Annotated in this window: 18 protein-coding genes; 6 read left to right on the forward strand and 12 right to left on the reverse strand. The window is 67.8% G+C overall.

Translation table 11 applies throughout. The annotated features are described in order from the left end of the window. Window positions 1-130: 130 nt before the first annotated feature. The 4 genes from HJC40_RS43920 to HJC40_RS43935 form a co-directional block, all read right to left on the reverse strand. Window positions 131-487, reverse strand: coding sequence for a hypothetical protein (locus tag HJC40_RS43920; RefSeq protein ID WP_250009806.1), 357 nt, complete (start codon window positions 485-487; stop codon window positions 131-133). 344 nt (window positions 488-831) lie between these two features. After that, on the reverse strand, window positions 832-2,757 hold the full coding sequence (locus HJC40_RS43925) for a Xaa-Pro dipeptidyl-peptidase (protein WP_250009807.1): 1,926 nt from the start codon (window positions 2,755-2,757) through the stop codon (window positions 832-834). Between the two features lie 18 nt (window positions 2,758-2,775). Further along, entirely contained in the window at window positions 2,776-3,672 is an 897-nt protein-coding gene (locus tag HJC40_RS43930; RefSeq protein ID WP_250009808.1) for an RNA polymerase subunit sigma-70, read from the reverse strand. Continuing rightward, window positions 3,669-4,451: an alpha/beta hydrolase gene (locus tag HJC40_RS43935; protein ID WP_250009809.1), complete on the reverse strand. Its 783-nt coding sequence runs from the start codon at window positions 4,449-4,451 to the stop codon at window positions 3,669-3,671. The genes HJC40_RS43930 and HJC40_RS43935 overlap by 4 nt, the downstream gene beginning before the upstream one ends. A 126-nt stretch (window positions 4,452-4,577) precedes the next feature. On the opposite strand from HJC40_RS43935, the gene HJC40_RS43940 reads away from it, so the two are divergent. Next, window positions 4,578-4,907, forward strand: a complete 330-nt coding sequence (locus HJC40_RS43940) for a hypothetical protein (RefSeq protein WP_250009810.1) — start codon at window positions 4,578-4,580, stop codon at window positions 4,905-4,907. A 20-nt stretch (window positions 4,908-4,927) separates the two neighbouring features. Here the strand turns inward: HJC40_RS43940 and HJC40_RS43945 are convergent, their stop codons facing one another. The 4 genes from HJC40_RS43945 to HJC40_RS43960 all read right to left on the reverse strand — a co-directional run bounded on the left by HJC40_RS43945 (window position 4,928) and on the right by HJC40_RS43960 (window position 12,603). Continuing rightward, window positions 4,928-5,443: a hypothetical protein gene (locus tag HJC40_RS43945; protein ID WP_250009812.1), complete on the reverse strand. Its 516-nt coding sequence runs from the start codon at window positions 5,441-5,443 to the stop codon at window positions 4,928-4,930. A 9-nt stretch (window positions 5,444-5,452) separates the two neighbouring features. Continuing rightward, a complete protein-coding gene (locus tag HJC40_RS43950; RefSeq protein ID WP_250009813.1) occupies window positions 5,453-8,647 on the reverse strand; it encodes a caspase family protein in 3,195 nt (1,064 codons plus the stop codon). Window positions 8,648-9,117: 470 nt separating this feature from the next. Continuing rightward, the gene (locus HJC40_RS43955) at window positions 9,118-11,130 is read right to left on the reverse strand and encodes a caspase family protein (RefSeq protein WP_250009814.1); all 2,013 of its coding nucleotides are present in this window, start codon (window positions 11,128-11,130) and stop codon (window positions 9,118-9,120) included. Between the two features lie 63 nt (window positions 11,131-11,193). Continuing rightward, on the reverse strand, window positions 11,194-12,603 hold the full coding sequence (locus HJC40_RS43960) for a hypothetical protein (RefSeq protein WP_250009815.1): 1,410 nt from the start codon (window positions 12,601-12,603) through the stop codon (window positions 11,194-11,196). Between the two features lie 306 nt (window positions 12,604-12,909). Here HJC40_RS43960 and HJC40_RS43965 point away from each other — a divergent pair, with 306 nt between their 5' ends. After that, the gene (locus HJC40_RS43965) at window positions 12,910-13,116 is read left to right on the forward strand and encodes a response regulator transcription factor (RefSeq protein WP_374273678.1); all 207 of its coding nucleotides are present in this window, start codon (window positions 12,910-12,912) and stop codon (window positions 13,114-13,116) included. Here the strand turns inward: HJC40_RS43965 and HJC40_RS43970 are convergent. Further along, window positions 13,106-14,515 (reverse strand): alpha/beta hydrolase, encoded by a 1,410-nt coding sequence (locus tag HJC40_RS43970; protein ID WP_250009816.1) that lies wholly within the window; start codon window positions 14,513-14,515, stop codon window positions 13,106-13,108. The two genes, HJC40_RS43965 and HJC40_RS43970, sit on opposite strands and share 11 nt — an antisense overlap. A gap of 92 nt (window positions 14,516-14,607) precedes the next feature. Between HJC40_RS43970 and HJC40_RS43975 the strand changes: the two genes are divergently transcribed. Further along, the gene (locus tag HJC40_RS43975; RefSeq protein WP_250009817.1) at window positions 14,608-15,849 is read left to right on the forward strand and encodes a PQQ-binding-like beta-propeller repeat protein; all 1,242 of its coding nucleotides are present in this window, start codon (window positions 14,608-14,610) and stop codon (window positions 15,847-15,849) included. Here the strand turns inward: HJC40_RS43975 and HJC40_RS43980 are convergent. After that, window positions 15,846-17,129, reverse strand: coding sequence for a cytochrome P450 (locus HJC40_RS43980; RefSeq protein ID WP_250009818.1), 1,284 nt, complete (start codon window positions 17,127-17,129; stop codon window positions 15,846-15,848). The two genes, HJC40_RS43975 and HJC40_RS43980, sit on opposite strands and share 4 nt — an antisense overlap. Window positions 17,130-17,212: 83 nt before the next feature. Here HJC40_RS43980 and HJC40_RS43985 point away from each other — a divergent pair, with 83 nt between their 5' ends. Next, window positions 17,213-17,827, forward strand: a complete 615-nt coding sequence (locus tag HJC40_RS43985; protein ID WP_250009820.1) for a TetR/AcrR family transcriptional regulator — start codon at window positions 17,213-17,215, stop codon at window positions 17,825-17,827. A gap of 1,006 nt (window positions 17,828-18,833) precedes the next feature. Here HJC40_RS43985 and HJC40_RS43990 read toward each other — a convergent pair. Beyond that, a complete protein-coding gene (locus tag HJC40_RS43990; RefSeq protein WP_250009821.1) occupies window positions 18,834-21,143 on the reverse strand; it encodes a tetratricopeptide repeat protein in 2,310 nt (769 codons plus the stop codon). 439 nt (window positions 21,144-21,582) lie between these two features. Further along, window positions 21,583-23,175 carry a glycoside hydrolase family 13 protein gene (locus HJC40_RS43995; protein WP_250009822.1) on the reverse strand — a complete coding sequence of 531 codons (1,593 nt, stop codon included), beginning with the start codon at window positions 23,173-23,175 and terminating at the stop codon, window positions 21,583-21,585. 120 nt (window positions 23,176-23,295) lie between these two features. Here HJC40_RS43995 and HJC40_RS44000 point away from each other — a divergent pair, with 120 nt between their 5' ends. Then, on the forward strand, window positions 23,296-24,765 hold the full coding sequence (locus HJC40_RS44000; protein ID WP_250009823.1) for a 26S protease regulatory subunit: 1,470 nt from the start codon (window positions 23,296-23,298) through the stop codon (window positions 24,763-24,765). A 320-nt stretch (window positions 24,766-25,085) separates the two neighbouring features. Continuing rightward, complete coding sequence (locus tag HJC40_RS44005; RefSeq protein WP_250009824.1) at window positions 25,086-25,430, forward strand: NUDIX domain-containing protein; 345 nt, start codon at window positions 25,086-25,088, stop codon at window positions 25,428-25,430. Window positions 25,431-25,532: the final 102 nt, after the last annotated feature.

The following is a 25,532-nucleotide window of genomic DNA, read 5'->3' on the forward strand; positions in this document are numbered from 1 at the left end:
ATCAGGCAGCGGAGCTCCCGGTGTCAAGGGCGTCTTAGAGTGACCACCCTCTATACAGGAGCTCCGCTGTTTTCATGCCTACGACACACCTTGACGACCGCCCGCACCGCCTAACTGAACGGCGTTGGTTCTAGAAGACGCAGCTGTTCTCGTTCACCAGCCGGATCCCGGTGACGTCGCCGTAGCCGGCGACGGACAGGCCCGAGTAGCGGCCGCTCAGGACGCAGCTGACGTTCCCGGACGAGTACAGGAACTTGACCGCGGTGGGCGTGGAGTTCTGGACCGACGTGATGTCCGACCGGGGGACGGACTGGAAGTGGCTGGTGTACTCGGAATACTGACCCATCCAGGTCTGGCCGGCGTTGTAGACGCAGACGACGTTGACCCGGCACGCGGCCGCCGCGGCGGAAGCCGGAGTCGCGGCCGGAGCGATGACACCCAGCCCCACCGCCACCGCAGCAACCGCCAACGCCCGTGAAACCACCATGGTGCCCCCAAGATATGTGCAAGTCGGAATGTCACCATACATCCGGTTTGAACCTTGCAGCCGAAGATCACCCGCCCGGGGCGCCGGCCGGGTGACGGCATGGCGACGTCGTGAAAGGGACCGCGTCGCTGTCAGGGCCGAGCGTCCCGGCGTACGGGCTCGTAAAGCTGAGCGCCGGGGCAAGGGATGGGCCCGCCGGGCGTGGCCCGGGGCGCCGGGGGGGCCCCCCGCCACCGGGGCGGGGCCCCCCCGCCGGGCGTCGGGGCTCGAAACGCTGCGCGCCGGGGCCCGGGTGGGGCCCGCCGGGCGTCGCCGGGGCACCTGGGTGCCCCGGCGACGACGGGTCAGGGCAGCAGCGGCCGGAAGCGCTGCGGCGCCAGCCGGGCCGGCGCGGGCGGGGCCGTCGGCACGGTCGGGGCGGTCGCCCCCGGCACCGGCAGGGTGCCGGCCAGCGGCAGCGTGAGGGAACTGCCGCGCAGGTCGAGCCGGATCGTCGCGCCCGTGGACTGCGGGGTCGAGTACTCGTTGTCGCTCGCCTGCAGGATCAGGCCGAGCACGTGCCCGGCCGCGACGCGCTGGTCGGTGGCCTGCAGGGGCACGGTGACGGAGTACCACCGGCCGGGTTGCAACGGCGTGGTGAAGCGCAGCGACACCCGGTGGGCGGCGTCCTTCCAGCCGCGGGTCAGGATGGCGTGGTCGCTGGTCACCACGTCCTCGGCGGTGTCGAAGTAGCAGGCGTCGTCGGCCGCGGTCGAGGCGCCCCAGCAGGATTCGGTGGTGAGCGTGCGGATGCCCTCGCCCGGGCCGAGGTAGTTCACCCGCGTGGCGGTGCCGTAGTCGACGAGCCGGGCGGTCAGCTCGGTCGTCGGCTTGTCGACCTGGACGCGCAGGCTGACCGACGGTGTGCCCGAGATCCGTACGCCCCGGGTCAGCGGCGCCGAGAGGAAGGCCACCCGGCCGGGAACAGCCGTGTTCGGGCTCGCGACCGCGGTGGCCTCGGCCAGGTCGGGGGCGTCGGTCCACGTACGGGAACCGGCGCCGGGCCGGCCACCCAATGTGCCCGTCGTTCCGTCCCCGTTGCCCAGGGCGACCTTCGCCGGTCGCGCGGCGGCGGCGGGCCAGGTCCGCTCGTCGGCCCAGACGCCGGGCGCGGTCTCGATCGTCACCGGCGGCTCGCGGTCGACACCGTTGCGCAGCCCGTGCAGCCAGCGGTCGAACCACCGGTGCAGCAGCTCGACCCACTCGGCGCGGCGGATGTCGAACGGGTCGACGTGTCCCTGCTGGGCCAGCCACAGCCGCTTGGGCCCGTCCAGCCGGCTCCACCACTGGGCGAACTGGGTGGTCGTGACGTTGGTGTCGTTGAGGCCGTGCGCGATCAGCACGCTGGCCTTGACCCGGCGGGCGTCGGGCCGGTAGTCCCGCTCGGCCCAGTAGGCGTTGTAGTCGCCCGTCGCGTCGTCGCTGCCTTCGTCGAGCTCCTTCAGCGTGGCCGCGCACGCTTCGGCGGGACGTCCGCTGACCGCCTGGTGCAGGAACTCCGGGTAGTCCTCGGCGCGCAGCACCCCGTTGTAGCGCTGGTAGTCGTACCAGCTGGAGATGGCCGAGATCGGCACGATCGTCTCGAGGCCCTCGACGCCGGTCGCGGCCACCCCGTTGGCCACCGAACCGTCCCAGGACTTGCCGATCATGCCGGTCCGGCCGTTCGTCCAGCGTGTGGCGACCGCCGCGGTCCCGTCCGCGTACGTGGCTGTGGCCCGCCCGTTGAGCCAGTCGACCACGGCCTTGGCGCTCAGCACCTCCTCGCGGCCGCCGACGTCCATGCACCCGGTCGACCGGCCGGTGCCGGCCAGGTCGGCCGAGACGAACGCGTACCCGCGGGGCACGAAGTAGTTGTCGTAGAACAGCGGCTGCTTGGTGATCGTGCCGCCGGCGTCGTACTCCTTGAGCTCGCCCTCGTTGCCGCGCCCGCAGCACGAGTAGTACGGCGAGGCCTCGAGGACGACCGGCACCTTGAGGCGCCGGTCGGCGGCCTCGCGCGGCCGTACGATGTCGACGGCGACCCGGTCGGGCGCGCCGTCCAGGTCGTTGTCCAGAGTGGTCTGCACCCAGACGCTCTCCCGCACGGCTTTCTCGTACGAGTAGACCGGCACAGTCTGGCCGGCCCGGATGTGTGGTGTGCCGGCGGCCGCGGCCGGCGCGACGGCGACGCCCAGTGTGACGCCGGCCCCCGCGACAACGGCGGTGAGGAACCGCATTCGTAGCCCTGACATCGACGCATCGTATTACGTCTATGCCGTCCGCAGGGCCTTCCCGGGGGCGCCGTCCGCGAACCTGGCCACCAGCCGGGGGTCGCTGAAGACGGTGACAGCGGCGATGCCGTCGACCCGGCAGTCGAGGACGGCGACCCCCAACGGCTCGCCCTTCAGGTGGGCCCGCGCCGCCGGCTGGCCGTTCGCCACCACCGGTTCCATCCGCCAGTCGCCGGGTGCGCCCACCGCGCCGGCGAACACCGGCCCGCAGCTCGCGATCCCGTCGAACCAGCGTCGGTCCGGCACCAGCTCGAGCCGGGCGTCGGCCCGCAGCATCGCCGTGAGCCCGGTGACGTCGGCTGTCCGGAACGCGGTCAGGTAGGCGTCGAGCTGACGCCGGGCGGCCGGGCTGTCCGGCTCGGCCACGTCGTCGGGCCGGTGCGCGGCCTGGCCCAGCCGGGCGCGGGCCCGTTGCAGGGTGCTCTTGACCGCGGCCGGGGTGAGGCCGAGCATCTGCCCGACGTCGGCGGCCGGGAACGCGAGCACGTCGCGCAGCAGCAGAACGGCCCGCTGGCCCGGCGTGAGCGTCTGCAGCCCGGCGATCAGGGCCAGCCGCAGGTCGTCCCGGTCCTCGGCGTACGGCTGGATCCACGCCTCGGCCGGCAGCGGGCCCTCGCTGTCCGGCGCGCCGAGACCCGACGGCAGCGCCCGGCGGCCCCGCCCCGACAGAGCCGACAGCGTCACGTTGGTGGCGATCCGGTACAGCCACGTCCGTACCGAGGCCCGGTGCTCGAAGTCGTCCCAGGCCCGCCAGGCGCGCAGGTAGGTCTCCTGCACGGCGTCCTCGGCCTCGTCCCAGGAGCCGAGCATGCGGTAGCAGTGCGCGGTCAGCTCGCGGCGCAGCCGGGCGGCCGCCTCGAATCCGGGCGCGGTCATGAGGCCATTGTGCGGCGCAGCCACTTGCCTGCCCGCTCGATCGCGTCGTCGGCCACCGGCGAGTTCCCGGCGGCCATCTGGAACGTGTGCAGCTGCCCCGGGAACACGTCGAGCTCGACCCGCGACGAGCTCGCCGCCAGCAGCCGGGCGTCGTCGAGCAGCGCCTCGTCCCCGCCCGCCTGCACGTAGGTCGGCGGCAGGGCCTCGAGATCCGGCCACGCCGGCTCGGCCCCGGCGAGATAACCGGCAGCCAGCCCCCGGACCAGCTCGCGGGTGAAGAACGGGTCGGTCCCGGCGTCGTAGCCGGCGCCCGAGCAGGCCAGGTCGACCCAGGGCGAGAAGAGGACCAGACCCTCGGGTACGGCTTCGCGCAGCGCGATCTCCAGCGCGAGCGTCCCGCCGCACGAGTCCCCGGCCAGCGCCACCCGTTTGCCGGTCAGCCCGCGATAGATCCGGGCGACCTGCTCGATCTGGGCCGGGTAGACGTGCTCGGGCACCAGACCGTACTCGACCACCAGCGTCGTCAGCCCCGACGCCAGCGCCAGATGCCCGAACAGGCGCCGGTGCGTGGCCACGGACCCGCTGACGAACCCGCCGCCGTGGATGGCCAGCACCACCCGCTCCTCCCCGGCGCCGGGCGGCCGCAACCACAGCCCGGCCTGGTCGATCGTCTCGGTCAGCCCGACCGGTTCGGTGGTCAGCGACTCCCAGGGCCGGCTCGCGTCCCCGGCCGCCCGCTCGGTCCAGAGCAGCCGATTGAGGTCAGTTGTCATCGTCATGCCAGGACAGACCCTGACCGCCGCCGAAAGGAATCGGGCTCGGCGAGGGCCGGTCGGTGGATGTTGATCGGCAGTGTCAACATCGGGGGGATTCGGCCGGGCGGCGTGATCCCTAGCGTCGAAGGCATGAATATCCGGCTCGCGGTGGTGTTGGGATTGCTGGGCCTGACCCGGCCGGTGCTGAGCGTCGTGGGCGCGTACGACGACGGTCCGCTGGCCAAGCCGGTCGGGCCGCTGCTTCACTGCGCTCGTGTCGATCGCCTGGGTCGCGGCGGTGGTGATCGTCAAGCCGGCCAAGCCGGTGCTGACGACGACGGCCGGCCTCGCGTACGGGATCGCCGCCATCCTGCTGGACAGGACCATGCTAGCGATGGCCTTACCTGGCCTGTGCAGTTGTTTGACAAGTCGACCGCCATGCTTTCCCGCTTCTCATTCAGACCCGCCGAACTGGAGTGACCCGTCCGAGGACGAGCTTTCTACGGGAAGGCAATATTGATGAGCTGCTGGGCGCACAACGCTAGGGGCACGAGGGCGCTGGGCGTGAGGGTGGACGGCGGCAGATCGAAGGACTGGGCGGCGAACAGCTTGACCAGAACCGGGCCGGCCAAGAAGACGTAGTGATAGGCAGTCATGGTCATGTCAGGCATGATCGGTGTGGGGAGCGCCCCGCCGAACACCATGCACGCCTTGCCAACGGCTGGCGCTCCTGACACCAGGGGCACGCCCTCGGAGTTGATCCGAATTTGCTCCCGGTGGAAGGCGGCGGCTCCTTGCGGGTCCTCGAATAGCCAGCGGATGTCGACCAAGCGTTCGATGACAGTGTCGTCGCCTGTCCACACCCGCATACCGGCGTGAATGCCGCGGTGCCTTGCGAAGTCATCGGCCGAATCGGTCACGTCGGCGCCGAGCCGAGAGTCTTGAACCACCCGCAGGCCGTGAAGGTCCGAGGCTGTGAGGAACGTGGACAGGTACGCTTCGGGTGAGTCAAGCATCGATGCTCCTTAGAGAATCGGGTAGTCGTCAGCGAGGTTCTCCCGCCGGATCATCGGGCGTTGACGACCGCCGGTCAGGGCCGAGACCCGAGTCGCGACCATTTCCGCGAGGCGTGAAACGGTAGCGTTCGGGACGTCGCGCAGTGCCTGGATTACCGAGGCGGTGAAGACGCCGTTGCGCAGTTCGGCCCGTTCGTAGGCGTACTCGGCCGAACCGGCGGCCGCGATGACGAAAGCGCCGGACTCCTGCCGCAGATCGGCGAAGACGTCCCCGAGGCCGATCACCGGCGCGGCGTGGACGGTAGTGGACAGAGAGTCTTCACCGGCCAGGTCGCGGGCCAGGAAAGAACGCCCGCGCACTACCCCGGCGGCCGTTCCGGTGAGTGGGCGGACGGCCGCGGCACCGAGTTCGTCCTCGCCGGAGTGGCAAGTGTCGAGTAGAACCAGCCGGCGACGGGCGGGAATCGCGTCGAGGAGGGCCTCGATATCGTCATAGGAGACGCCGGTGGCGGCGAGATCGTCCCGCGCGGCGTCGGCGGGCAGGAAGGTGAACTCGGTACCCCGCAGAGCTCCGTGACCGGCGAAAAGCACGATCACATGGTCCTCGGTTTCGGTGTCGGCGAGCAGCGCGTGGGCCGCAAGGATCTGTTCTCGCGTTGCGTCGGCCAGCACCCGGGTGCGTACGCGGGCGAAGCTGTGCGCGGCAGCGTCAAGCTCGGCGGCAAGGTCGACGGCGTCCTTTGCGGCGAAACGTAGCCGCAGAGCTGGGTCGCCGTATTCGGAGACGCCCACGGCCAGCACTGTCAGGGTGCGACGCGCACCTGACCGAGTGTCGAAGACTCGGTAGGCGAGCCGGTTCGAAAGGGCGCCGGAGGCGTCGCGGACCCAGGTTTCGATCTCGTTGCTGCCGGGGGTGAGCGCTATCGCGAGATCTGCTCGCGTGCGCGCCGGATTGAGCGCTATACCGGCGGCGCCGTGAATCGGGACGTCGTTGACAGTCACGTGCAACCGTTCGAGTTCGTGTTCGCCGGGGGTGAGGTCGACCGAGACGTGCGCGGTTCCGCTAGAGGACACTTGGCCGGGCGTTGCCGCGGTTGTCAGCGACGGCCGGCGTACGGCCGGCTGGGTGAAGACACTGTGCCGGCCTAGGCGTGCCAGCCGACGCCGATGCGCGTCCTCGAAGGCGGCGAGTATCTCTTCGTTGGCATATCCGAGTTTTCTGAGTACGACATCGGGACGGTTGAGTTCCAAGTCGAACTCCTCGAACAGGTGCAGTCCAGACCCGGTGCGAGCGACGACCGCCGCGAGGCCGCCCTTGGTGGAGCTGTAGTGCCCTTCAGGGGTGAACGTGACGGAGTCGTGCTCGTCGAGCGAGAGTAAGGTGCCGACGAGTCGGCCGTCGCTCGGGTCCCAGACGCGAGTGGCGGCGTCGGCGCCGATGCTGGCGAGCCGGCGTCCGTCAGGGAGCCATCCGAGGGCGAACACGTCTCCAGCGTGGGCGTCGATCGCGTGCTGGCAAGCGCCCGTTCGTGAGTTCCAGATGCGCACCGTGCCGTCGGCGGCACCGGTGGCTATAAGGGTGTCGTCAGGGGCAAATGCGACGCTCATGAGCGCGGCCCGATGGCCTTCCAGGACCATGGTTTGCTCGTCGCGGCGTCCGAGGATCATCGCGATGCCCCGACCCTCACGTCCTTGGAAGTTGAGCCACTTGGAGTGGCCCAGCGCGATAGCGAGCCGTCCGTCGGCCGCGAAGGCCAGGGCGGCGCACCCGGTGCCCAGCTTGATTGAGGTGGCTGGCTCGGACAGGAAGGGCGGCCAGATGGACACGGCGTTGATATTGGCGGCGGCGACGTCGTTGATACCCGAGACAGCCAGAGATTCGGCTCCTCCTCCGATGTCGGTGCGTCCTAGGATCGAGCCGTCGTCGGCATCGAGGGCGACGATCCCCGCAGACCAGAGCGCGACCATTACCGCCGAGCCGTCGGCAGAGAAACCTACGAATCGGGCGCCCTCCTCAAGATCGACCGTCATGAGGGGCGGCCCCGGAACTCTGGGCCAGACGCGGACGCCCCCGGCTCCGCATGAGGCAAGCCTGTTGCCGTCCGGGCTGAACGCAAGGCTGTTGATAGGGCCGTCGTGGGCGGGGAAGACTGTGGGGCGTGGGCCAGCGGCCAGGTCCCAGAGCCGAATCAAGCCGTCCGGGGCCGCAGTGGCGACGAGCGGTTCGCTCGGGCTCACGGCGAGCACGAACTGCCGGGACATGTTGCCCAGAAACCTTGCGACTTGCAGCCGGCCGCCGAGCCGACGCACGGTGGCTCGCGACTCGGTGTCGATCAACTCGACGTTCCAACCGTCGACCCGGGCCAGCAATCGGCCGTCCGGTGCCACTGCCTCGCACGCTATGGGCACAGTGACCAACTGGTCGGTGACTATGTGGGTGCGGGTGTAGTCGTGCACCACGGGCGTCCCGTCGGCCAGCACGCTGACCGAGCGATGGTTCTTGAGCCCGGGAGAGTAAATGTCTGGACGGTCGACCATCGCGGGCAGGTCTCGGGTGGTGGTGGCGCCGGTCCGGACGTCGTACGAGATGAGCTGCTCGGCCGCGAAGACCAGAGCCTGTCCGTTGGGTGTGAACGCAAGGTTGGTGGGGTTGACGCCGCCGCGCCCGTCATGGATGCGCCGGCGTTCACCGGTCGCTAGCGTGCAAAGATCAATGTGGCCGTCGTCGGCGATGGCGAGCAGGGTTCCATCCAGGTTGAGGGCGAGCCGGCCGGCTGACCCGGGTAGTTCGGTCACCTTGGTCGCTTTGCCGCCGGACACGTCCCAGACGTGCACCGACAGCTTGCTTTTGTCGCGGGGACGGCTCGGTGCGGCCGCGACCAGGCGGCCGTCGGGAGAGAACGAGATTGCGTAGATGGGTGCTCCGAAGCCGGTCAGCACGTGTCGGCAGGAACGGGCTTCGACGTCCCAGACGCGGACGTCCTGATCCCAACCGCTGGTGGCCAGCCAACGTGATGCGCCATCCCAGACCACTCGGTAGACCGGCCCGCGGTGTCCCGCGAGAACTCCGGCCTCACAGGCGAGGGTGAGGTTCCACAGCCGTACGGATTCATCGGCGCTGCACGTCGCGAGATGGTGGCCGTCGGGTGCAAAGGCCACGTCGTTCACGTTAATGGAATGACCAGACTGAACGATGATATGCATGAGGCCTCATAGGTAGTGCGTCGGCCACGAAAGTGAAGCAAGTTCTCTTAAAGGCAGATATCTGTTGCCTGGTGCCGGTCGGCGCAGAAGGCATCCATGGGTATCAGCGTGACTGGTGAAGACGGGTGGTGCCGCCGACGGCCACGGTGAGGACGTGGGCTTGGGATTCTGCGACGTCGGGCGCCGTATCACTGCGGCTGCAATCGCAAAGTCGGGGCCAGCCTTGACCTCGCCGTCGTGGACGATCATGCGCCGAGCGGGGTGTGTTTCGGTGTGAGCCTGGACGGCCACGTTCGAGGGTTCGCCAGTGATTGTGATAGTGCTCCACCTCAACCCTCTTGTTCATGCGTGAGGTCACGCCCTTCGCCGATGAGCTGACAAGCCATCGCTAAAGTCTCGGTGGCGCTCTGAAAGCGCCGCAAGCCCCCTTCCTGACCGTTTGATCCATTTTCTCGGTTTTGTGCGGATCGTCAGGCCTGCTCGCGCCGCTCGGTGTGCAGCGTGAGGAGTGCGGTAGTCCACTCCAGTACGTCGGCGGATTCCTCCCCGGCGTCACGCGCGATCGCACGATCGGCGAGCCTGTCGAGGACTGTGCGCTGGCCGCGCCCGCGCTCGGCGCCTCGTTGCTGGAGGACTCCGTCGAGGGCTGGCAATTCGTACGCCTCTGCGGCGAATCGTTGTTCCGCGGCAATCAGCTTGAGCCAGTCGTAAACCTCGGTACCGCCGGCCTCCAGACGCTCCCGCGGAATCGACACATCGATTGGTCGGCCTTCGAAGGCGACCGCCGTCTTACCGGCAGGCACGAGCTCTCCAGGGAAAAGCCTGCTGTGACAACGAAACCGGTCAGTCAGATTCAGCAACGCGCAATACAGGTGGCGGTCGCTGTGGTTATGGAGGTAAACGAAGATGTACGGGCGCTGCCAGCCGGTGGAGTTCCTCCGGTAGCGCAGGTGGATGCGGCCATCGGGCTGGGGGGTAATCGGCTCCTGCTGGCCCGGCAGCGGCGGCCGTTGTCCGCGGCGCGCGTCCAGGACGTGGAGCGTCACCTGGTTTGCGATGGCAGAAACCGGGTTGTCCAGTCGCTTGATGAGATGCCATCGGGTCAGGTGCTCCAATCGGGCGACCACGGTCCGCGCACCGTCCGGCGTGGCGGGCACCGATGCGGCCAGGGGTGAGGCGTCCGCGCGGGCGACGGTTAGTCCATCAATCTCGGCCAGGACGACGAACCGGTCACCGGCGGTGCCCGGATCACCAGCGCCTTCTCTCACGTGTGGCGAATCAGCAAGGCACGCCCTCACCAAAGCCACACTGTCGCGGTTGCCACGCACTTCCACCGTCGCAGGAGGAAGGGGAAGGTCGGTCAGCACGGTGCGGTAGCGCACCTTGGTGTCCGGCTCCCATCCCTCGTCCACCATCACCCGGGATCGGGCTAGCTCGACGTCGGTCACCCGTACCCGGCCGAGTGGCCTTTCGCGTTCCGGTGCCAGCGTGTCGAGGTCCTCGCGGGACCGCAATACGGCAAGAATAGTGGTGGCGTCGCCATGCGGCGGCTGGATTCCGTGGACAATGCCGGCGTCTATCCACCATGCGCTCCGATAGCGCTCGAGAGTGATGGTCGAGCGATGCAGCTGGATGGCGCCGCCGAACAGCGGTTGATCGAGGTCTCCTGGTTGGGTGGCGTATCCGACGGGGTGCTGGCCGATCACCCTGTCGCGCACTGCGACGGAGGCGGCACCGAGTAAATCGCGGTAGGTGGCGTCGGGGCCGAGGGTGGCCATAGCACGCTGCAGCATGGCAGAGAAGACGCCGCGGTAGCCGGGCCCGATGGGCAGCTCGAGGGAAAGTTGGGTGGACTCGCAGGCAGATAACATCACGTGCCGGGCCGCGCCTGCCGCGGCGCCGGAAGCGTCGCGGCTGCCTCCCTCCATCGCCCGCCGTACCCCTGGAAGGTATGTGTCCGGCGGGCGTGGCCGCTGATTTGGCGGGGCGAGCCGCACCCGTAAATCCTGCGGTAGCGTGCGCGGGTCCCGGGTGCCGCCGCCTGAGTAGCAGCAATCGAGTACGACGAGGACGTGAGCCCCACCCGCAGCGACCGCGGCGATCAGCTCGTTGAGCTCCTTGTCGGCCAGATCCGGCACGCCTGGGCGCCTACTGTCGGCGCATACGATCGTCTGATTGTGTCCGGTGGGTTCCAGGTGCCAGTACTGTTCCTCGACGGGCTCCTGCGAACCGTGTCCGGAGAAGTAGAAGATCGCGACGTCGTCTTTGCTGGCTGCTGAGAGATGACGAGTGAATTCTGTGATGATTCGTTCCCGGGTGGCATCTTCGTCCAAGAGGGGCACGATGTGCCGGCGATTGCTCGCCACGTGGCCCTCGAGGAAGTCCCTCATGCCGTGGATATCGTCGACGCACCCGTCGAGGGAGTTCAGCCGACCGTCGTAGTCGTTGATTCCAACGAGTAACGCGTAAACGTTTCCCGCCATGGTGCCCTCCTTCGGCCGCCGGATCGTCGATCCGATAAACCACCAGTGCGTCGAACTCGCCGGTCAGTCCGGCTCAGTGTCATCGGCGACGAGGAACAGCCCGTGCACCGGCTGCGCCGCGCCCGCACTGTCACCAACCGACACGACATCCAGCCGGTAACAACCAACCGGCAGCGGCGCCACCTCGAGCGAGTGAGTGAGCTGATCCTCGGCGGCCTTCAACGGCATCGGTCCTGCGACCGTCCGCCCGGTGTCTACGTTGATGACGGCCCCCACCAGGGTGACCCGGCGGACCCCGGCGACGACCGTCACCGGTATCTCGGCATCAGCGCCATGGACATCTTCCAGGGAAAGCCGTAGGCCGCCGCGCGCGTCTCTGAATTGGTCGGCCCGCTCGACCGGCGTGAGTAGGCCGCGTACCTGCGTCTGCACGGACAGCCCGTTCTGCAGGGACGCGTGCCGTTCCGGGACGTAGACGCTGTGATCATGGCGGTGGGCATCATGTTCGATCGGTGTCGCGGATACCCGCGGTACGGTGCCGTCGCCGTCGAGGTCCTTGCCCCCGTACGTTTCGAGCATTTCCAGCCGGTCGCCGGCGAGCCTAGCGGACTGCAGCGTGGGCTGATTCAGTCCGACGATCGGGTTGACCAAGTACGGTTGCTCCTCAACACGTGCTGCGACAGCGGCTTCCATCGCGCGATGAAAATCGTGTTCCGCGTTGTGGGCACGGCGGGTGTTGATTCCATCGGGCAGTCCGGTCGCCTCAGCCACCCGGCTCAGGGTGCCGATGCCCGAGTCAATACAGGGGTAGATAGGCAGAAGCTGATATACCGAAGTAAGCGACCGCAGCAGCGTGGAGAGATCAGCGACCTTGAACGGTCCGATCTTCTTTGCGAAGCCATTGGCGAGAAAATTCACCGCGTTCAGCGAACCTCGGTACGGCGTTCCAAAAGTGATCAGCCTGCGGGTGTCTTTCCACCCGTCCATACACTCGAGGAAGTAGCGGGCCACGAGCCCGCCCATGGAGTGGCCGAGCAGGATCAGCTTGGCGTTTGGATTTTTCTTGCGCTGCTCGTGCAATGCCGGCAGGGCTAGCGCCGCCAGTCGCCGGGCCGATACCCGGTTGTCGCGACGCCAATCGTAGGGCAGCTCAAGGAAGGTTTTTCCTGGCACGACGTCGAAGGTGCCGGTGATCATCGCGGCGATTGCTGAGTAGCCGTCGATACCCCACAGGCCTGGGATCAGGTGTGCGTCGGGCATGAGTCGAGTCGCTGTCACTCCGTCGCCGAGATCGTCGTGGTCGACCGGGTCGCTGTCCAACCGCAGGTCCTTTAAGCTCCGGCCCAACGTCCATAATGTGCGGGTCACTGCCCCGGGGGTGGGTGCCCACACGTCGCGACCATCGCGTCGCAGCACGCTGCCGAGGATGCCGGGTATCAGGACAACGACATCGCCCATCTTGTGGCGTGCCATATGGACGCCTCCGGATCGTCATAACGGTGACAACTCGATAAGGTAGGCGCCCAGTATGTTGGCCGCTGTAACCGGGTGTCGAGCGTTCTCGTGGATCGTCGGCAATCCGACGGATCGGGGCAGTAGGCGATGAGGAGCGCTTGATACGTGGGCGGTGCCTGTGAGCGCGGCCGCACCAGCTTTCTTTTTCCGTATGCGCGCGGACCGATGGCCTCAGAAGTTTGTTTTGTCCGTCGATGAACAGCCCTTGACGTGATGACACTTGTCCTGGTCGATGGATCGCCGAATGGGCTTCGGTGAACACGGGTGAACGCGTCGGCACATCGCGACCGCGAGCGCGACGTGCTGACCGAGGTGGCGCACGGCCGGGCCAACGACGAGATCGCGGCCGCGTTGCACCTGAGCCCCGCGACCGTCCGGACGTACGTCAGCCGGCTGCTGACCGAGCTGGGCCCGCGTGACCGCGCCCAGCTCGTCGTCGTGGCCTACCGCACGGGACTGGTCAGACCGTAGGGCAGCGCGTGCCGGGCGGCGGCACGACCAGGTCGATCAGGTAGCGGTCGACCACCGCGTTCGTGCAGGGCAGGCCGTACGCCCCGTGGCCCGACCCCTCGTAGGTGACCAGCCGCCCGTGCCGGCCGAGCTGACGGGCCACGTTGGTCGCCCACACATAGCCGGTCCGCACGTCGTGCACCGAGTTGAGCAGCAGCAACGGCCGCTCGGTGGTCACGTGCGGGCGGGCCGGCGGGTTGGCGACCGGCGCCGGCCAGCCCAGGCAGGCGCGGATCGCCAGCAGGCCGCCGCCGTAACGGACGTCCGGGGCGGCCGCCCGGGCCTCGCGCACCAGGGCCTCGTACGCCCGGAAGTCACGCACGTCGGCGGGCCAGTCGGCACAGAAGACGGACGACACCAGCGGCGGCAGCTTGATCGTCGGCGCCGTGCCGGCGGCGAGGCCGGCGATGTCCTGGGCCAGGCCCGCGCGGTCGGGCCGGGCGAGCCGGGCGATCGGCAGCATGGCGATGTCGAACGCGGTGTACGGCGGATAGGCGCCCTGGTCGGCGCGGTTCAGCACGTCGCGCCACACGGCCCGCACGTCCGAGCCGCGCAGCGCGCACTCCTGCCGGGTGGGGGAGCACCACGAGACGAACTCGTCGAACCCGTCCTGCGCCGCGAGGGCCTGGGTCCGCACGAAGTCGCGGACGCCCAGGCTGTGGTCGAAGACGCTCTCCAGCACGATCGCGCGGACCCGGTGCGGATAACGCTCGGCGTACTGCTGCCCCAGCAGGGTGCCGTAGGAGCTGCCGTGGAAGGTCAGCTGCCGTTCGCCGAGGGCCGACCGCAGCGCGTCGAGGTCGCGGACGGCGCTGAGCGTGTCGGCGTGGTCCCACACCGCGCTGGTCGCCCGGCAGGCGGCCCAGGCCGCGCGGTTGGCCGTGACCGTCTTGTCGAAGTCGGCCTGGCTGGTCAGCAGCACCGGCGCCGGTAGGTCGAGCGAGCACGCCGGCCCGGCGCTGCGGGCGACCCCGCGCGGGTCGAAGCTCACCGTGTCGAAACGGTTCAGGATCTCGGGGCTGAACCGGTCGCCCCGCCGGATGCGCTCCACCCCGGAGTCGCCCGGCCCGCCCGGCCCGAAGATCAGCGTCCCGACCCGCCGGTCCTGGTCGACGGCGGGCCGCCGGGCGATCGACAGCTCGAAGGTCTCCCCCCGCGGCCGGTTCCAGTCGACCGGTAACCGCAGCTTGCCGCAGCGCACCTTGGGGTCGACGGGAACTTTCGGTATGTCGTCGGCACACTCGGTCCAGACGATCTCGGGCCCGTGCCGGTCGGAGCCGGACGCGGGCGGCGTGGCCGCCAGGGCCAGCCCGGTCAGGACGGCGGTGACGGAAGCGACGATGGTGCGACGGTGACTCATGCCGTCCATCCTGGACAGCGGGCCGGCCGACGCGACATCAGGTGATGCCCTGAGCGGACCCGCAGATTGCGGCGGCCTGCCATTGTCGGTGGATGCGCCTACGGGGGATGGTCGCGGTGGTGTCGTTGCTGCTCGCATCGGCGACCGCCGGCTGCTGGGCGGACGGGCCCGACCCGCCCGGCCTGGGCGACCCGCTCGCCGAGGTCTACCGGATCCCGTCCCCGGTCCCGGCGCCCGATGCCGGGCGCCGGCAGTGGGCGTTCACCGACGTCGACAACGGCCTCGTCGCCCAGGGCCGCCGTCTCGCGTCCCTCGACTTCGCGACCGGCTCCCTCCGGTGGGCCGAGGACCTTCCCGCGGCGTACGCGGTGACCGCCGCGAACCCGCCGCTGGTGATCGACGGTCAGCTGGTGCTGCGCTCGGTCACCGGCACGTCGGTGCGCGGTCAGGGCGCCTACGAGGCCACGCCGAGCTGGGAGCGCAAGCTGCCGGGCCGCGGTCAGGTGCTGATCGCCGGCAGCGGCCCCGAACTCGCCGCCGTCCACTCCCGCTGCGACGCCCGGGGCTGCGACCTGACCGCCGTGCTGCTCGCCTCGGGCAAGCGGGCGTGGCAGGTCCGTACGCCGGAACGGGTCACGCTGGTCGACGGTGGCGGCGACTGCCATTGCCTCTACACGGTCGGCCGGCGCACGATCGCCGAGCTCTCGCCGCTCGACGGCCGCCGCCTGTGGAGCTTCCCGACCCCGCCCGGGCCGGCGCCGGTGCTCCAGCAGAGCCTCTACCGGCTCACGGTGATCACCCCGCCCGTGGCGCCGGACTGCCGGGTCACGCTGCGCGGGCTCGAGAACGGCAAGCAGATGTGGACGCGCGAGCTCGCGTGGCGGGACGAGGCGGTCGAGGGCCCGTGCGGGTTCGACCCGAGCCGGGTCCTGGAGCGGTACGGGCTTCTCGTGCCGGGGCCCGGGCGGCTCACCCTCGTCGACGACTACCACGGAACGCTCAGCGAGGCGCCGCTGCGCGCGGGGGAGCAACTCGTCCTGGGCGGTCTGGTCTGGTCGGCGGCGGGCGGTTACCGCCAGGTGCTCGACCAGCCGGTCGAGCTGCCGGTGCCCGGCCCGGACTCGGGCCGGCCGTGGGCCGGCTCGGCCGGCGGTGGCTGGCTGCTGGCCTCCGGCCCCGGCGTGGTGCTGTTCCACCCCGGCCGGGGGATCCGCCACCGGTTCGACGCCGCCACCGCCGTGGTGACCCTTCGCGACGAACGCCTCATCTATCAGGTCGGCGACCAGCTGGTGGCGCTGGGCCCGCAGGCCCAGCCCGAGCCGGCCGGCGCTTAGCGGCGCCGGACGACGGCCAGACCGCCCTTGGCCGGCGCCACGGCGATGCCCCGGCTGTGCGGGCGCTCGGCCGGCTCGGTGGTGGGCTCGACGGTGAAGTCCCGCAGGACGGTGCGGAGCACGACGCTCATCTCGAGCGTGGCGAACGAGGCGCCGATGCAGCGCCGGACGCCCCCGCCGAACGGGATCCAGGCCGCGGTGTCGGCGCGCGCGCCCACGAACCGGTCCGGGTCGAAGACGGACGGGTCGGGGAAGAGGGCCGGGTCGTCGTGCAGCAGGGCGATGCCGGCGGTCACGACCGTGCCCCGGGGCAGCGTCCAGCGGCCCAGGGTCAGCTCCTCGCAGCGCACCTGCCGGGAGGTGATCTCGATGACCGGGCGCACCCGCTGCACCTCGATCAGCGTCGCCTGGCGCAGCGCCTCGTCGTCGCCCACGCTCAGCCGGGACAGCACGTCCGGGTGCCGGCGGAGCCGCTCGACCGCCCAGGCCAGGGTCGTCGCCGTGGTCTCGTGCCCGGCCGCGAGCAGGGTCAGCAGCTGATCGGCGATCTGGCTGTTGCTCATCGGCGAGCCGTCGTCGTAGCGCGACTGCACCAGCATGGCCAGCACGTCCTCGCGGTCGCCGAGCGCGGGGTCGGCCCGGGCCCGGTCGATCAGCCGGTCGATGATCGCGTCGTAGCGCCGCCGGTAGCGCTCGAAGCGGGCGCCCGGTCCGTGGCCGCGCAGTTCGCGCCGCACCACGGGCAGCACGGCCAGGATCGAGCCGAGCTTCACCATCCGCGGCAGCAGGGCCCGCAACTCGTCGAGCTCGGCCCCCTCGGCGCCGAAGACCGCCCCGAGGATCACGTTCAGCGTGATCCGCATGGTCGACGGCATGACCGGGAACGGCGTGCCCTCCGGCCAAGACCCGGTCTCGCGCCGCGTCTCCTGCTCGATCAAGGTCTCGTACGCCCGCAGGCGCCGCCCGTGGAACGGCGGCGTCAGCAGTTTGCGCTGGCGGCGGTGCTCGTCGCCCTTGATGGCAAAGAAGGAGCCGGGCCCGAGCACCGAGCCGAGGTTGGCGTCCGGGGTGTCGGCCTGCTCGGCGCTCGCCTGGAACATCTCGCGGATCTCGACCGGGTCGGCCAGCAGGACCGTGCGGCCCAGGTTGAGCGTCTGCACCGTGAACGCGGACCCGTAGCGGTCGCGCAGCCGCTCCATCGTGCGTCGTCGCGACACCGCGAAGCTCAGCGCCTGGACCACGCGCGGGCTCGACGGGCCGTCCGGCAGCAGCACAGTCATCGCGACCTCCCCCTGGTACGCCGACGTACCAGGCCGACGGTACGCTCGCGTACCGCAGCCGGGCAAGGCGTAAGGTGTGCCACGTGACGACCGTGGAAGCGCCGCCCGGCGCCGGCACCGGGCATCGCCGCCGCCTGCTGGACGGCCTGGCCGCGGGCATCCGCGAGCGCGGCTATTCCGAGACCACGGTCGCCGACATCGTCCGGGCCGCCCGCACCTCGCGGCGGACGTTCTACGCGCACTTCGCCGACCGTCAGGAATGCCTGGTCGCCCTGCTGCACGAGACCAACCAGCGCACGATCGCCCGGATCTCCGCGTCGGTCGACCCGGGCGCGCCCTGGGACACCCAGGTCCGGCAGGCGATCGAGGGCTGGATCGGCGCCGTCCGGGCCGACCCGGCGATCATGCTGAGCTGGATCCGCGACGTCCCCGCCCTCGGCCAGGGCCGGGCCCGCCTGTTCCAGCGCGAGACGATGAGCGCCTTCGTGGCCCTGATCCGCCGCCTCACCGACACCCCGCACCTGCGCGCCGCCGGTGTCCTGCCCGCCTCCGATCAGACCGCGACCATCCTGCTCGGCGGCTTGCGCGAGCTGATCGCCGTCACCGTCGAGGACGGGACAGACGTGGCCGCTCTCACTGAGCCAGCAGTTAGAGCGACATCGCTCCTCCTCGGGCCTCAACGGCACGCACAACCATAAGACCGAGTGCTACAGGTTTTGAGTAACACAACTCGATGCCCTATAGACCAGCGTGTTTCTGGCCCGGTGAATATGGAGAATTCACGACCTCAAGTAAGCGGTGGCTGGTGCGGGTTTATTGCTTAAAGGAATGCCGACTAGTCAATCATCGCATTAGACATAGTTTGAAGAAAATCACATACTGGCTAGGCTGCCCAAGTTGACTGGCGGTGAAATCCCGACTTCGGTAACTTACTTCTATGCCAGTAGATGAGATCCTCGTCAATGATCGAACTAAGGCGGAGTTGGGCGAAAATGGCGTGGCGGACCTGCAGCGACGTTTTGGCCCAGGAGACTGCTTAGCGTGCGAACGTCCGTTACGGCGCGCCGTTTCGGTAGTTGTTGATGAGTTCTACTCTCTCACGACCGCATCCGCATATCATCCTCAGTGTCATAGCCCAGCATGGATTGATTCTGGACCGTCGTTTCACCCAAAAGGCCAAGCGGTAACATACAAATGCCGGTTCTTTCCAGGCCCCGACCTTCTTTCGCGAATGCCCCACAAGAAGATTCCGTGGTTTTTGGTCCATCCTTCGCTGGAAATTCTAGGGCTGAAGCCAGCTAAGCCCACTGGCTGGATATCGAACGACCTTGACTTATACATCAATCGCGGCTTTTCGAATGACGTATACTCAACGCCACTCAGTGACGTTACAGACTGGGTGCAGGTTTCCCTGCACCATAACAGAATCGGCATTGCTACGGCCGCTCAGCACTGGAGCTGCCGTAGCGATGAGGAAACTTTAGCTTGCTTTAAGCGTATGCGGGGCGTGGCGGTGGCTGTGACCACCTTTATAGACCCGAGTTCGAATATTGACGGACGCGCCATAAAAGCCGCTGTGGACTCGGGTGAATGCGCTATTGGATGGGCCCGAATTCGCAAGGCGAACTAGTTTCGACGGAATGGCGAGTGCGGTGTCAGAGCTTTGGCTTTTCGCGGCCTTAATCGTCTGCGAAATCGTGTTGACTATTGCTCTTCGGTGATCCCGAAGTAGGGTTTGTACCACGGCTCGACATCGGAATCAGCTTTGTGTGAACGTAACAATTTGTCTCGGTTGATCAATGCTTCATGGTATCCGTTCTGGGAAGCCTTGATGAACCATGCCTCGGCCTCCTTGATATCGCCCCTATTCCCCAGAATGTTTCCTAGCGCGTTCATCGCCGCTGGAGCACCTTCCTCGGCCGCACGCCTCCACCAAAGTTCGGCTTGTTCCATCAGTCCTTGATCCGATAGCAGAAGCGCGAGATCTAGCATGCTGGGCAGGTAACCGGCGAGCGCTCCGCGCCGATAGACCTCTTCAGCATCGTCAAAATGGCGTTGCCTCTCCAGCAGCTGGCCTAGCAGTGATATGGCATACATGTCGCCACTGCTAATGGCTTGTCGATAGGTTTGTATGGCGTTGACGATATCCCCTTGATCTTCGTAATTCTTTGCCAGCGACGTGACTGAACCTAGATGCCCTGCAGCGCCTGCGCGTAAATACCATCTCTTGGCTTCATCGTTTTCACCTTGATCAACTAGTATCTGAGCTAAGGCATGCATAGCTGGCGGATATCCTGACTCGGCCGCCAGCCTAAACCAGTGCTCCTCAACGCTCTCTTCATTACTTTTTCTGGCGATAACGGCGAGTGCCATCATTGCTGGAGAATATTGTTTGTTCGTGGCTAAGTCCTCGTATCTCCGGAGCGCAGATTCCTGCGATCCGTCGTTCCACTCGTAAAATGCCAGATTCATGGTTGCTTCAGTCAGGCCAGCTGCCTCGGCTTGCTTAAGCCATTCGACGCCCTGAATATTGTCGCCTTGTTGCAAGAGAACTATTCCTAGACCGTTCATGCAGTATTTCTCATTCTTTTGCGCTCCGGATTGGAACGCTTGAATCGCTACATCAGAGCATCCGCTGAGATAGGCTGATGCGCCGATGGGAAACAATGTTGCGGTATCCGACAATGCAATGAGCGGAGACCAGACTGCCTCGGAGATTGGTAGGTCAGAGAGAGGGCCGACACCCGCCAGCGTGCGGTCGAGTAGATAGTCGGTGGCCAGGTAAAGCCCGTCACCCTTCGGCAAAAGGCAGCTACTCGCCCGTGCCACTCGGGACAACGCCCATTGTAAGTGCTTCTCGAAGTTCTTGGCTTCTTCGTAGTCGCGGACATTTGGTTCTAAATATTCACGATATAGGGATCGAAGCACCTCCCGCGGTATGGGCTTATTGAAGCCGGCGCGGCGACAGTCAACCGCTGCTGAAATAATTGCCGATCCAGGATTAATGGCCGAATCGCCAGCAGCAGTCCAACGATTTAGCATTTGCGGGCCTGCTGCCAAATATTCGCCGAAACCGAACTCGCGATGCCTGAGTGCCTGCCGAATGCGCGTATCTTCGGAAGAAAGTGCCTGCGCGGACCTTGTTTCTTCGGCTGACAGCGTGGATCGAACCTCTATTCGATGGTTGACCTGGGAAAGGACGTCGATTCCTATCCGTATTAGTGAACGCGCTTCACGATCTGTCGACAATGTATCTGCGCCTTCGAAGGCTGAGAGGGCCTCGCCGCGGATGGTGGCAAGGATCAGCATCCCTTGCCCGTTCGCGCCTAATAGTCGGTCGACGATCGCCGCGTTCAGGCCGCCGGGAACAATAAATCTATCAAGGTCGTCTAGCCATAGAACTGAGTCTTCCAGAGCATCTCGGTTCTCGGCTAAGTAGCTCAGGCCCTCAGGGATTTCGGGGATAAACAACGGAGTGTCGGCCGGCAACTCCGCGAGGGATTGGAAAGCAGTCCGAGACTTGCCAGCGGCTGATGGACCAAAGACCAGAACGAATCCGCCTCTTTGTACCGCCACGCGCAACTCATCGTCAACATCCCGTTTCACGTACGGGACGATTTCTTCACTACGTTCCAGCAGTGTCGAGCCTAGATGTGATCGAGTGCCCTCGAAAGTTACCGTATCCTCGACAGCCTCGATGGATTCTTTGACGCCGAGATCTACGTACAGCGCTGATTTGACAGTAGGCATAACGCCATTAGGTAAACGGTATCCCTTAGCCGCCAGTTCACTTAGGTTCTGGAGTTGAACAGTTGGCGTTGCGCTTTCACTCGCTGTCTGGCGACGTCGTGCTTCCAGGCTCGCAATGATGACGACCAGCACTACTGCCATCGGCCAGGCGACCCACATGTAGGGTTTCCAGGAGGAAGGCACCGTTTCTGAGGCCAAGTTCGTGACTACGGGAAGAATTACCAGCGATGTGACTGCGGTGATGCCAATCGCCAGTCTGCGCAACCCAGCCTCCCTAGGTGCTCAGCCCTTCGAGTGCCGCTGAGTTGATACCGCTGCTTAGGGCCAGGTCTTCATCATAGTTCCCTCCGCTGTTATCCGAATGAGGCTGCGCCATAGTAATCTGATTCGGTCACGATGCGTTCGATCACGCGGGTGGGCAAGCCAGATCCCGCGGTGGATATGGGAGGAGCGGTGTATTCCGCTGTTCGAATTCGGTCGGCTAAGAGGGCTGGGTGGTTAGGGGTACGTTTCGAAACGCCACTTTCGCGGCAAGTAATTTGGCGTCGGTCGCAGGTTGCTGTCAGAGAGACCTGAGGTTCGACTCCTGCGCCGTCGCCGATGCCTGCTGTGCTTGAGTTGACCGAGCTGAGCCTTGGGTCTGCCTTTGCTGGCGTTGAGAACGTCGTCAAGAAAGCAGAGGGGCAACCTTGGCTGCTCGGTCCTACCAGGTGACCCACACGGCGGTGTCCGCCTTGAGCCGCAGCACCCCGGCGACCGGCCCGGTCACGTCCGGCGACGACGAGAGCAGCAGGCGGTGCGCCGGGACGCCGGCCGGGGTCGCGCCCATGTTGATCCAGCAGGTGACCGCGCCCGGCTCGCCGGACTGGGCCACCAGGTCGACCCGGACGACGTCGCCGGTCCGGGTCACCGAGGCGCGGCCCGAGCCGAGCGCCGGGTACAGGTCGCGCAGCAGGATCGCCTGGCGGTAGAGCGCGAGCGTCGAGCCGGGGTCGGACTCCTGGCGGTCGACGGCGTAGCCCGCCCAGCCGGCCGGCTGGGGAAGCCATGGGGTGGCCCCGGAGAACCCCGCGTTCTCCTCGCCGCCCTCCCACGGCATCGGGATCCGGCAGCCGTCCCGCCCGGCGCGCTTGCCGCCCGACCGGAAGAAGATCGGGTCGCGGCGGGCCTGGTCGGGCACGTCGGCCTCGGGCAGGCCGAGCTCCTCCCCGGCGTACAGGTAGGCCGAACCGGGCAGGGCCAGCATCAGCAGCGCCGCGGCGCGGGCCCGGCGCAGGCTGCCGTACCGGGTGACCTGGCGTGCCTTGTCGTGGTTGCCCAGCACCCAGGGCGCGGGCGCGCCGACCGCGTCGAACGCGGCCAGCGCCTCGGTGATCGTGTCGGCGAACGACGCGGCGTCCCAGTCGCTCTTGAGCAGCCGGAACTGGAAGGCGTGGTGCAGCTCGTCGGGCCGGGCGTACCGGCCCACCTCGGCCAGATCGGCCAGCGACACCTCGCCGACCAGCATCTTCGGGTCGGCGTAGGAGTCGCAGATCGCCCGCCAGCGGCGCCAGACGTCGTGCACGCCGGGCTGGTTGGTGGTCATCGCCTGCTCCGGGCCGTGCCCGAACAGGGTGGGGGAGTAGATGCCCGGGTTGTCCCGGTACTCCGGGTCCTTGAACAGCCCGTACGCCACGTCCACCCGGAAGCCGTCGACCCCGAGGTCGAACCAGAACCGCAGCGTACGGTCGAAGTCCTCCACGACCGCGGGGTTCGTCCAGTTCAGGTCGGGCTGCTGCGGCGTGAACAGGTGCAGATACCAGCGGCCGTCCGGCGTCCGCGACCAGGCCGGCCCGCCGAACATGCTCTGCCAGTTGTTCGGGGGCTCCTCGCTCGCCGGCCGGAAGTGGTACCGGGCCGCCTCGGGGCTGTCCGGGTCGGCCAGCGCCCGGCGGAACCACTCGTGCCGGTCGCTGGTGTGGTTGGGCACGATGTCCAGCAGCACCCGCAGGCCCAGGCCGTGCGCGTCCTCGACCAGGCCGCGCACGTCCTCCACGGTGCCGTAGTCGGGGTCGACCGAGGTGAAGTCGACGACGTCGTAACCGCCGTCCGCGCCACCCGAGACGTAGTGCGGGGTCACCCAGACGGCGTCCACCCCCAGCCCGGCCAGGTACGGCAGGCGCGAGCGCAGCCCCGGGAAGTCCCCGACACCGTCGCCGTTCCCGTCGGCGAACGACCGCAGGTAGACCTGGTAGACCACGGCGTCGCGCCACCACGGGTCACGGGCGGCACGCTCGACCGGGCGGGTGTCCTGCATCGGCTCTGCTGACATGCCCCACCGATCGGCCGCCCGCCCCGGGCCCCGCAACGTCGCACCGAAGAGCAACCCGGGTGCGCCCGTGTCACTCTGGTAGGAGTCCACCGCTGGGAGGCAGACATGACCGACGCCGGTTTCGCGCGGCCGAAAGGCGAGACCTTCGAGTACGCGGGGGCGACCGTCGAGCTCGTCGACGCGGCCACCGTGCTGGCCGCGGCCCGCGTCAACCCGGTCGAGCTGCTACGCCGCGCGTCGTGGCCCGACCCCGTGCAACGCGTCGACCTGACGGTGTCGAGCGCCGACCGCCCCGGCGGCCCCGTGCACACGTTCGCCGCCTCGATCAGCACGGCCGAGGAGCCGCTCTCCAAGGAACGCATCCGCAAGCTGGTGCTCGGCAACGACCCGGTCGGGCTGCTGCTGGCCAAGCGCATCGAGGCGGGCGACCCCATCGCCACCCGCATCGTCGACAACATCGGCGCCGCGGCGGCCGCGGCGTACAAGAAACTGGGTCTCGACCGCCCGGCCCAGCCGGTGACCAACCGCGAGCCCGGCACCCTGGCCGACGCCGTGGTCGGTCTGCAGGCCGAGATGACCTACGACGAGACCGGTACGGTGGTGCGGCTGCACGCCGAGGTCCCGCGCGACGACGTCACCCCGGCCCACCTGCAGGCCTTCGTCGGCCTGACGCTCCAGGCGGTGATCGAGCTGGCCGGGCCGGACACGCTGACCGGCCGGCGGTACGTGGTGAGCCGGGAGAACCTGTCGAAGGTGCCGGCCACGACTCAGACCGTCACCCTCGACATGGTCGGCGGCCTGGCCGACGTGGTCGGCGAGCTCCGCCAGATCGCCGTGTCGTTCCGCCACCCCGAGGCGATGGCCCGGTGGGGCGCACGCCGTCCGCAGGGCCTGCTCATGTACGGTCCTCCCGGCACCGGCAAGACCATGCTGTCGCGGGCCCTGGCCAACGAGATCGGCGCCGACTTCCGCGAGATCCGTACGCCGGAGATCCTCGACAAGTGGCTCGGCGGCTCCGAACGCAACATCAAGCAGATCTTCCGCGACGCCCGCCGCTACCGCGTGCCCACGCTGATGCTGTTCGACGAGTTCGACTCGATCATCAGCTACGCCGGTTCGGGCGGCGACGCGGCCAGCCAGGCCATCAACGCGGTGGCCGGCATCTTCAAGCAGGAGATGAACGATCTGATCGAGGCCAATCCCAACGTCATCGTGGTGGCCACGACGAACTTCCCGCACCGCGTCGACGACTCCCTGATCCGTTCGGGGCGCTTCGACGTCAAGATCAGCGTGCCCAAGCCGGACGACGCTTCCCGGGCCGAGATCTTCCGCAAGATGATCCAGGGGCTGATCGCGGCGCACGAGGCTCCGGGGTTCAAGATGTTCGCCGACGACCTGGACATCGCGGCGCTGGCCACGGCCAGCCACGGGATGACGGGGGCCGACATCAAGGAGATCCTGCGGCGGGTGCAGCTGTCCAAGGCCATGCAGGACGCCCGGTCGGGTGGGCGAGTGGATCCGATCACGACTGACGAGTTGCTGAGCAGTGTGCGGGAGCTGTTGGGGCCGCGCTGAGGGCTTGGTGCGTTGGACTTGCTTGCGGTTGACGGTCGGGGGCGAGCCGGTGACGGCTGGGGGATCGGTCGGCGGCTGCTGATCGGCTGGTCAGGGTGGGCGGTCACCTGGCGGCTCGGTGGTCCGGCTGCCGCGTTGTGGTCACCGGACCGGAGTCGGTGAGGGCGGGCGGGCCTGGGTGGTGGGTCAAGGGAGCAGGACCCTGCCGGTAACGGTCAGCACGTCACGCCTGGGTGGTGGGGCGGGCTGGCTTCGGCTGCGCCTTGGGTGCTGTGGGCGGGTCCTATGCTCCGGTCATGGGCGGGTCGTACGTTGAGCGGATGCGAGCGCTGGTCGGGAGCGAAACGCTCGTGCTCGCGGCGGTGGGGGTTCTGGTTCGGGACGGTGGGCGGGTCCTGCTGCAGGAGCGCTCGGATGACCGGACGTGGTGCGTTCCCGGGGGCGTCGTGGAACCGGGTGAGCAGCTCGAAGAGGCTGCTCGTCGGGAGCTCCTGGAGGAAACCGGGCTGGTCGCCGGGGAACTGACCTTGCTGTCCGCGCGAGCGGGGCCGGAGTGTTTTCTGGTCTATCCCAACGGTGACCAGTGCCAGGTGATCTCTCTGATCTACCGCGCCGAGTCGTGGTCGGGACGCCTCGACCTCGGGCGTGTCAGATGGTTTGTGTAACTGATCGACTTCTATGTCGAGGAGTACACAGGTGACCATGACTGATGATCCACGAGGAGTCCAGGTGTCGGCGGACTGGGTGTCGCCGGCCCGGCAGACGGT

Source organism: Actinoplanes sp. M2I2 (assembly GCF_023544445.1).
Taxonomy (GTDB): domain Bacteria; phylum Actinomycetota; class Actinomycetes; order Mycobacteriales; family Micromonosporaceae; genus Actinoplanes.

What these genes read in the sequence shown, in the direction of transcription:
- HJC40_RS43920 (WP_250009806.1), bottom strand. Translation starts at nt 487, where the DNA reads ATGGTGGTTTCACGGGCGTTGGCGGTTGCTGCGGTGGCGGTGGGGCTG.
- HJC40_RS43925 (WP_250009807.1), bottom strand. Translation starts at nt 2,757, where the DNA reads ATGTCAGGGCTACGAATGCGGTTCCTCACCGCCGTTGTCGCGGGGGCC.
- HJC40_RS43930 (WP_250009808.1), bottom strand. Translation starts at nt 3,672, where the DNA reads ATGACCGCGCCCGGATTCGAGGCGGCCGCCCGGCTGCGCCGCGAGCTG.
- HJC40_RS43935 (WP_250009809.1), bottom strand. Translation starts at nt 4,451, where the DNA reads ATGACGATGACAACTGACCTCAATCGGCTGCTCTGGACCGAGCGGGCG.
- HJC40_RS43940 (WP_250009810.1), top strand. Translation starts at nt 4,578, where the DNA reads ATGAATATCCGGCTCGCGGTGGTGTTGGGATTGCTGGGCCTGACCCGG.
- HJC40_RS43945 (WP_250009812.1), bottom strand. Translation starts at nt 5,443, where the DNA reads ATGCTTGACTCACCCGAAGCGTACCTGTCCACGTTCCTCACAGCCTCG.
- HJC40_RS43950 (WP_250009813.1), bottom strand. Translation starts at nt 8,647, where the DNA reads ATGCATATCATCGTTCAGTCTGGTCATTCCATTAACGTGAACGACGTG.
- HJC40_RS43955 (WP_250009814.1), bottom strand. Translation starts at nt 11,130, where the DNA reads ATGGCGGGAAACGTTTACGCGTTACTCGTTGGAATCAACGACTACGAC.
- HJC40_RS43960 (WP_250009815.1), bottom strand. Translation starts at nt 12,603, where the DNA reads ATGGCACGCCACAAGATGGGCGATGTCGTTGTCCTGATACCCGGCATC.
- HJC40_RS43970 (WP_250009816.1), bottom strand. Translation starts at nt 14,515, where the DNA reads ATGAGTCACCGTCGCACCATCGTCGCTTCCGTCACCGCCGTCCTGACC.
- HJC40_RS43975 (WP_250009817.1), top strand. Translation starts at nt 14,608, where the DNA reads ATGCGCCTACGGGGGATGGTCGCGGTGGTGTCGTTGCTGCTCGCATCG.
- HJC40_RS43980 (WP_250009818.1), bottom strand. Translation starts at nt 17,129, where the DNA reads ATGACTGTGCTGCTGCCGGACGGCCCGTCGAGCCCGCGCGTGGTCCAG.
- HJC40_RS43995 (WP_250009822.1), bottom strand. Translation starts at nt 23,175, where the DNA reads ATGCAGGACACCCGCCCGGTCGAGCGTGCCGCCCGTGACCCGTGGTGG.
- HJC40_RS44000 (WP_250009823.1), top strand. Translation starts at nt 23,296, where the DNA reads ATGACCGACGCCGGTTTCGCGCGGCCGAAAGGCGAGACCTTCGAGTAC.
- HJC40_RS44005 (WP_250009824.1), top strand. Translation starts at nt 25,086, where the DNA reads ATGCGAGCGCTGGTCGGGAGCGAAACGCTCGTGCTCGCGGCGGTGGGG.